The 811-nt window shown below is 57.7% G+C and carries 1 protein-coding gene and 1 pseudogene; both read left to right on the top strand.

Translation table 11 applies throughout. The features are described 5' to 3' along the window. A pseudogene (locus KYK14_RS21950) lies at nt 1–230 on the top strand (hypothetical protein); the annotation flags it as partial. 164 nt (nt 231–394) lie between these two features. After that, nucleotides 395–751, top strand: coding sequence for a dihydroneopterin aldolase (gene folB / locus KYK14_RS21945; RefSeq protein WP_185281101.1), 357 nt, complete (start codon nt 395–397; stop codon nt 749–751). The last annotated feature ends 60 nt before the right edge of the window (nt 752–811 follow it).

Genomic DNA, 811 nt, shown 5'->3' with positions numbered 1-811 from the left:
ACCCCGGCCAGGTGCCGCCCTCGCGCATTGACGAGCCGTCTCCCTCGCGCATCATCGAGCCCGACTCGCCTAACGTAGAGCCCGTGCGGCCGGATATTCAGCCCGTAGGTCCTAGCCACCCCGAGATTGTGCCGCCCGCTCCGGCGCCTCAGCCCGGCACGGGCAGTCCTGGCCCTGGCTTCAAAGCCGAGCCTGCGGTGGCAGAAAAGTCGTTTTTCGACGAAATTTAGACGAACTAAAAACGCCTGTCAACCTGAGCTTGCGAAGGACCTTATTACAGTAGAACGACTAGCGTACTAACGACTCGTTCTACCGTAATAAGGTCCTTCGCAAGCTCAGGATGACAGGCGTTTTTATTCACTACTCACAATCTCACCACTCATCATTTCACCATATGGGCCAGATTGCGCTGGAAGGCATGGAGTTTTTCGCTTTCCACGGCTACTACGACGAAGAGCAGAAGATCGGCAACAAGTATGGTGTCGATCTGTATATCGACACGGACTTACACGCCGCTGGGGCTTCGGATAAGTTGCAGGAAACGGTCAACTATGAGGTGCTGTACCGAGTGGTGGCGGAGGAAATGCAAGCCCCGGCCCGGTTGCTCGAGCACCTCGGCCACCGCGTGCTGGACCGGGTGCTGGCGGAGTTCCCCTACATCCACGGCGCCCGCGTAAGCGTGTCGAAATTCAACCCGCCGCTGGGCGGTATCTGCCACCGCGCCCGCATTACATTGGAACGGCGTCGGTAGGTTAGTTTTTGGTAAACAAGAAAAGGTGTCATCCTGAGCGCAGCGAAGGACCTTCTCACG

The sequence above is a fragment of the Hymenobacter profundi genome, assembly GCF_019334315.1.
GTDB lineage: Bacteria > Bacteroidota > Bacteroidia > Cytophagales > Hymenobacteraceae > Hymenobacter > Hymenobacter profundi.
The sequence above is the reverse complement of the archived record's forward strand: the minus strand, read 5'-3'. Positions and strand labels throughout refer to the sequence as shown.

Excerpts from the sequence above, each read along its gene's own strand:
- folB (WP_185281101.1), top strand. The coding sequence starts at position 395 with ATGGGCCAGATTGCGCTGGAAGGCATGGAGTTTTTCGCTTTCCACGGC.